This window comes from Sphingomonas sp. GW821-FHT10F09 (assembly GCF_058809195.1).
Genome location: NZ_JBXASI010000004.1, coordinates 424282 through 431032, shown reverse-complemented (window position 1 = coordinate 431032; position 6751 = coordinate 424282). Strand labels below are relative to the sequence as shown.

General features: G+C 69.9%; 5 protein-coding genes. 4 read left to right on the top strand and 1 reads right to left on the bottom strand.

Annotated elements, in window-relative coordinates; all coding sequences use genetic code 11:
- The 4 genes from AC1RTO_RS15020 to AC1RTO_RS15005 all read left to right on the top strand — a co-directional run.
- The coding region (locus AC1RTO_RS15020) for a coiled-coil domain-containing protein (protein ID WP_493161593.1) at positions 1-2262 on the top strand (2262 nt) is incomplete at its 5' end.
- Between the two features lie 37 nt (positions 2263-2299).
- Positions 2300-3547, top strand: a complete 1248-nt coding sequence (locus AC1RTO_RS15015) for a putative DNA modification/repair radical SAM protein (RefSeq protein ID WP_493161592.1) — start codon at positions 2300-2302, stop codon at positions 3545-3547.
- Positions 3548-3610: 63 nt separating this feature from the next.
- Entirely contained in the window at positions 3611-4096 is a 486-nt protein-coding gene (locus AC1RTO_RS15010; protein WP_493161591.1) for a hemerythrin domain-containing protein, read from the top strand.
- A 214-nt stretch (positions 4097-4310) separates the two neighbouring features.
- Entirely contained in the window at positions 4311-5717 is a 1407-nt protein-coding gene (locus AC1RTO_RS15005; RefSeq protein ID WP_493161590.1) for a UdgX family uracil-DNA binding protein, read from the top strand.
- A 220-nt stretch (positions 5718-5937) separates the two neighbouring features.
- Here AC1RTO_RS15005 and AC1RTO_RS15000 read toward each other — a convergent pair whose 3' ends face one another.
- The gene (locus tag AC1RTO_RS15000) at positions 5938-6735 is read right to left on the bottom strand and encodes an aldo/keto reductase (RefSeq protein WP_493161589.1); all 798 of its coding nucleotides are present in this window, start codon (positions 6733-6735) and stop codon (positions 5938-5940) included.
- Positions 6736-6751 lie beyond the last annotated feature (16 nt).

The window sequence follows — 6751 nt, the reverse complement described above, 5'->3', positions numbered from 1 at the left end:
CTCGCCGCCCGCGACCGTGCCGGCGCGGCCGGCCATGCGCTCGCCACGCTGCGGACCGAGCGCAGCGCCGCCGCGCGCCGGGTCGCCGACCTTGCCGAGGCGCGTCGCGGCATCGCCGCGGATCGCGCACGCGAAGGCACGCTCGCCGCGGATGCCGCCGACGCGCTCGCCCGCCTCGGCGAGGAGGTGAAAGCGCTCGACCGCGCGATCCTGACCGCCGCCGAGGACAGCCCGCGCCTCGACGCAACGCTCGCCGAGGCCGAGCGGCACGCGCGCGATGCCGAGGTCGCACTCGCCCGGGCGTTGAGCCGACAGGCGAGCGAGGCGGCGGAGGCCCGTGTCGCCAACGCCGCGCTCGCCGCCGCGCAGGGCCGCGCCGATCGCGCCGGCCGCGACGCTGCGCAGATCGCGCAGGGGATCGCCGCGCTGGGCGACGCAGCGCCGCTCGCCGCCGCCCGCGACGACGCCGCCGCCCGCCGTCGCGCTGCGTTGACGAGCGCGGACACCGCCCGCGCGACGCTGGCGGATGCCGATGCCGCCGAACGCGCCGCCATCGCCGGCCGCGACGCCGCCGAGAGCACGCGCGCCACCGCCCGCGCCGATCTTGCCGCGCTCGACAGCGAGATCGCCGCGCTCACCAAGGCGACGCAGCGCAGCGGCCGCGACCGCCTGCTCGACCATCTCGTCCCCGCCGCCGGCTACGAACGCGCGCTGGCCGCCGCACTCGGCGACGATCTGGAAGCCGGCATCGCCGCCTGGACCGGCGCCGCCCCGCAGCCGGGCGACCCCGCGCCGCCCGCCGATGCCGTGCCGCTCGCCACGCAGGTCGAGGCGCCCGCCGCGCTCGCCCGCCGCCTCGCGCAGACCTTCGTCGCCGAGGATCGCGGCCAGCCGCTCGCCGCCGGCCAGCGGCTGGTCACGCGCGACGGCCGCTTGCGGCGCTGGGACGGCTTCGTCGCCAGCGGCAACGGCGCCGCCGCCGCGGAACGCCTCGAACGGCTCAACCGCCTGAACGCGCTGCACGCCGCACGCCCCGACGCCGCCGCCGCGGTCGCGACCTGCTCGCACGACGCCGACCGGCGCCGCACCGCAGTGGCGGAGGCACGCGAACGCCGCGCGACGCTCGACCGCGCGGTGCAGGCGAATCGCGAACGGCTCGCCGCGGCGCAGGCCGATGGTCGCAGCTGGCGCGCCCGCGCCGGCGAGGCGGCGAAGCGCATCGCCGACATGGACCGGCGCGACGCCGCGCTCGCCACGGAGGCGCAGGCAATCGCCGACCGCCCCGCCGCACTCGACGCCGCGATCGTCGCGCAGGAGGCGGACCACCAGGCCGCGCGTGCGGACGCGGATACGCAGGCCGGTGCCGAACGCGACGCCGATCGCGCCCTCGCCCGCGCCGGCGACGACCACCGCCGCACCACCGAAGCGCTCGCCCATGCCCGCGAACAGCGCGCCGGCGCGGCGGCACGGCTCGAGAACCAGGACCTTCGCCGGGTCGAGATGGGCCGGCTGTCGGGCGAACGCTTCGCCTGCCCCGCGCCGGTGCTGCCCGAACGGCTCGGCTTCGATACCGCCACGGTCCGCACGCCGGGCGAGGAGGCGCAGGCGCACGAACGCCTGTCCGCCGACCGCGAACGCATCGGCCCGGTCAACCTCGTCGCCGCCACCGAGCTCGCCGAACTCGAATCGGCCGGCAAAAGCAATGCCGCCGAACGCGACGAGCTCGGCCAGGCGGTCGCCCGGCTGCGCGGCTCGATCGGCACGCTCAACCGCGAGGGGCGCCAGCGCCTGCTCGCGGCGTTCGAAGCGGTCGACGGCCATTTCCGCCGGCTGTTCACCACGTTGTTCGACGGCGGGCAGGCGCATCTGGAACTGGTCGATGCCGACGATCCGCTCGAGGCGGGGCTGGAGATCATGGCGCAGCCGCCCGGCAAGCGGCTGCAATCGCTCACCCTGCTGTCCGGGGGCGAACAGGCGCTGACCGCCGTCGCGCTGATCTTCGCGCTGTTCCTCACCAATCCCGCGCCGATCTGCGTCCTCGACGAGGTCGATGCGCCGCTGGACGATGCCAATATCGAACGCTTCTGCGGCCTGCTCGACCGGATGACGCGCGAAACCGACACGCGCTATCTGATCGTCACCCACAATGCGGTGACGATGAGCCGCATGCACCGCCTGTTCGGCGTGACGATGGTGGAGCGCGGCGTCAGCCGGCTGGTGTCGGTCGATCTGGGCGCGGCGACGCGGCTGGTCGCGGAGTGACCTTGTAGGTGACTGAACAAGAACGTATATCGAACGGATGGCGCAGCTCGACACCCGTGAAAAGCTCGCGATCCTCGCCGACGCCGCCAAATACGATGCCTCCTGCGCCTCGTCCGGCACGGCGAAACGCGACAGCCGCGACGGCAAGGGGCTGGGTTCGACCGAGGGCATGGGCATTTGTCACGCCTATGCGCCGGACGGGCGCTGCATCAGCCTGCTCAAGATCCTGCTGACCAACAGCTGCATCTTCGACTGCCATTATTGCATCAACCGCAAGAGCAGCAACGTCCGCCGCGCGCGCTTCACCGCGGCGGAGGTCGTCAACCTCACCATCGCCTTCTACAAGCGCAATTATATCGAGGGGCTGTTCCTGTCGTCGGGGATCATCAAGTCCTCGAACTATACGATGGAGCAGATGGTCGAGGTCGCGCGATCCTTGCGCGAGGACCATCATTTCCGCGGATACATCCATCTCAAGACGATCCCCGATGCCGATCCGGAGCTGGTCCATCAGGCCGGGCTCTATGCCGATCGCGTGTCGATCAACGTCGAGCTGCCGACCGTCAGCGGCCTGAAGCGCCTTGCCCCCGAAAAGGACGGCGCGCGGATCGAGGGCGCGATGAAGGACGTGAAGAGCGCGATTCTCGACAACGGCGATGCGCGCAAGAAGTACAAGTCCGCGCCCCGCTTCGCGCCTGCCGGCCAGTCGACGCAGATGATCGTCGGCGCGGATGCCGCCACCGATGGCGAGATTGTCACCCGCGCCTCGACGCTCTACGACCGGTTCGGCCTGCGCCGCGTCTATTACAGCGCGTTCAGCCCGATTCCCGACGCCAGCACGGTGCTGCCGCTGCAACGCCCGCCGCTGATGCGCGAGCACCGGCTCTACCAGTCCGACTGGCTGATGCGCTTCTACGACTATAGCCCGCACGAGGTCGTCGCCGCGGCGGACGACGCCACCGGCATGCTGCCGCTCGATATCGATCCCAAGCTCGCCTGGGCGCTCAAGTTCCGCGAGAGCTTCCCGGTCGACGTCAACCGCGCGCCGCGCGAGATGCTGTTGCGCGTGCCGGGGCTGGGGGTGAAGGCGGTGAACCGCATCCTCGCCAGCCGCCGCTGGCGCCGGCTGCGCCTCGACGATGTCGCGCGGCTGACGGTCAGCATCGCCAAGATGCGTCCCTTCATCGTCGCGGAGGACTGGCGCCCGGTCGCGCTGACCGATCGCGCCGAACTGCGCCCCCTGGTCGCGCCCAAGGCACAGCAGTTCGAGCTGTTCGCCGCGTGAGAATGACTCGCGGGTGAAACGCCCGCGCCCGTCGCCGGTTGGAGCGGCGAAGGAGAGTCCATCATGGCGCTGGCACAGATTTACGCGGACCTGAAGCGGGACCACGACAAGCAGCGCGCGATGCTCAAAGAGCTCGCGGAACTGCAGGGCGACGGCGCCAAGCGCCAGAAGCTGTTCGAGGCCTTCCGCCTCGAAATCCAGAGCCACGCCGCCGCCGAGGAGGAATCGCTCTATGCGACGATGCTGCGCGATCCCGAGCTGCGCGACGACGCCCGCCATTCGGTCAGCGAGCACAAGGAGGTCGACGACCTGCTCGGCGAGATGGCCGACGAGGACTTCGGGTCGGACGCGTGGAGCGAGAAGTTCTTCCACATGCGCCGCCGCTACGAACATCACATCACCGAGGAAGAGGAAGAGATGTTCCCCGCCGCCGCCGAGGAACTCGACGACAAGACCGAGAACGAACTCGCGACCATCTATGAAGAGCGTAAGCCGGAGGAATTGAAGATCGCCAAGGCCAACCCGCCCGGCGGCGACGAGCGCGACTGACGGGATGAAGGCGTGGCGCCAGACATGACCACCGCCTTTTCGACTCACCCTGTTCCCCGGCGAAGGCCGGGGCCGAGTTGGGCGACCTTCCCGGATGGCAAAGGCTCCGATCATCACGACGGTCGGCGCAACTGGGCCCCGGCCTTCGCCGGGGAGCGGAGTGGGCGGGAATGACCGCTTCCGGCACCCCTCGATCGGACGAACGCCCTGACCCATGCGCATAGCCGTCCTTCCCGCCCCCGACGATTTCGACGCATGGCGCGACACCGCCCGCGCGCTTGCCGCCGAGCAGGTGCCGCCCGACGATGTGGTCTGGCAGGTCGGCGACACGCCGGAAGACCTGTTCGCCACCGCACCACCCAACGACGCACCCGCGACGCAGGCCCCGAGCCCCTTTTCCGTCCCCCGCGCCTTTATCGATCTCGCCCGCAGCGTCGTCATGGCCGACGATCCCGAACGCTTCGCCCTGCTCTACACCGCGCTCTGCCGGCTGCGCCGCGAACCGAAATTGATGGAGGATCAGGCCGATCCGCTGGTCCGCCGGCTGGAGGTGATCGCCAAGAACGTCCGCCGCGATATCCACAAGATGCGCGCTTTCCTCCGCTTTCGCGAGATGCAGGACGACGACGGCACCAGCCGCTACGTCGCCTGGTTCGAGCCCGAGCATCATATCGTCCGCGCCAATGCCGCCTTCTTCGTCAACCGCTTCGCCAGCATGCGCTGGTCGATCCTGACGCCGGATGTGTCGCTCCACTGGGACGGCAAGGCGCTGTCGGAGGGTCCCGGCGCGAGCAAGGCGGACGCGCCCGAGGGCGACCCCACCGAAGAGGTGTGGAAGACCTATTACGCCAGCATCTTCAACCCCGCGCGGGTGAAGATCGGCGCGATGCTCAAGGAAATGCCGCGCAAATACTGGAAGAACATGCCCGAAACCGCTTTGGTCGGCCAGTTGATCGCGGGCGCACAGGCACGGGAGAGCGGCATGATCGACACCGCCCGCGACAAGGCGGCCTCCGGCATCGGCGGCAATGCGCAGGCGGCCTGGGAGGCGCTGCGCGACGAGGCCGCGACCTGCACCCGTTGCCACCTCTACCGGCACGCGACGCAGACCGTCTTCGGCGAAGGCCCGGTCGATGCCGCGATGATGTTCGTCGGCGAACAGCCGGGCGATCAGGAGGACCTTGCCGGCACCCCCTTCGTCGGCCCGGCGGGGCAGGTGTTCAACCGTGCGATCGCCGCGGCGGAGATCGATCGCGCCCGCGTCTACGTCACCAACGCGGTCAAGCATTTCAAATACGAACAGCGCGGCAAGCGCCGCATCCACGCCAAGCCCGACACCGGCGAGATCACCGCGTGTCGCTGGTGGATCGAACAGGAACGGATGCTGATCCGCCCGCAGGTGACGGTTGCGCTCGGCGCCACCGCCGCCCGATCGTTGCTCGGCCGCACCGTCACGATCGGTCGCGAACGCGGTCGGCCGGTGTCGCTGCCCGAGGGCGGCGAGGCATGGATCACCGTCCACCCCAGCTATCTGCTGCGCCTGCCCGACGAAGCGCAGAAGCAGGACGAATTCGCGCGGTTCGTCGAAGACCTGAAGCTCGCGAAGAACGCGCTGACCTGATCCGTTCCTTCCTATCGCGGGAAGAACAGAACCCGTGTTGGACGGCTGTTCACGCAACCCTCTCGAATGACGGGAGGAATGGCGCCCGGCTGTCCTACACGCATCCGGCCCGCTACCCGCTCCCCCAAATCGCGGGCTCTTTCTCATCATCACCAGAACGGAAACGATAAACCCGGATCGTTTTCCTTAAGGTGTTCATGTTGTCCTTGTCGCCCGCGCATCACATCGCGCGGGCATCCTCCCCCATCCGCTCGCCGCGATCGAGTGTGTCGATCGCCGCGACGTCGTCCGCGTCCAGCGTCAGATCCAGCGCGGCGAAATTGTCGCTCATATGTTCGGGGTCGGCCGCCTTCGGAATCACCGAGAAACCGTGCGCCAGATGCCAGGCGATCACCACCTGCGCCGCCGACCGCCGGTGCTTTTCCGCCACCGCGACGATCGCCGGATCGCGCAACAGGTCGCCGCCCTGCCCCAGCGGGCTCCACGACTGCGTCACGATGTCGTGCGCCGCATGATAGGCCCGCTCCTCATGGCGCTGGTAGCGCGGGTGCAGCTCGATCTGGTTGAGCACCGGCGTCACGCCGGTCGCTTCGATGATCGCGTCGAGATGCTCGGGCAGGAAGTTCGATACGCCGATCGATCGGGTCTTGCCCGCCTCGCGCAGGTCGATCATCGCCTTCCACGCATCGACATAGAGGTCCTGGCCCGGCACCGGCCAGTGCATCAGGTAGAGGTCGACCGCCTCCAGTCCGAGCAGCGACAGGCTTTCGTCCAGCGCGGCGGCGGGGTCGCCCTGCCGGTCGTTCCACAATTTGGTGGTGACGAACGCGTCGCTGGCGCCCTGCACCCCGTCGCCGACGCCGCGCTCGTTCCCGTAAATGGCGGCGGTATCGATCAGGCGATAGCCGAGGTCGAGCGCGCGGCGGACGACGCCGGCCGCCTGTCCGTCGGGAAGTTTCCAGGTACCGAGCCCCAGGCGGGGCATGGTGCGGCCATCGGTGAAGGTCAGATCGGTCATGGCGGCAAGAGCGTCC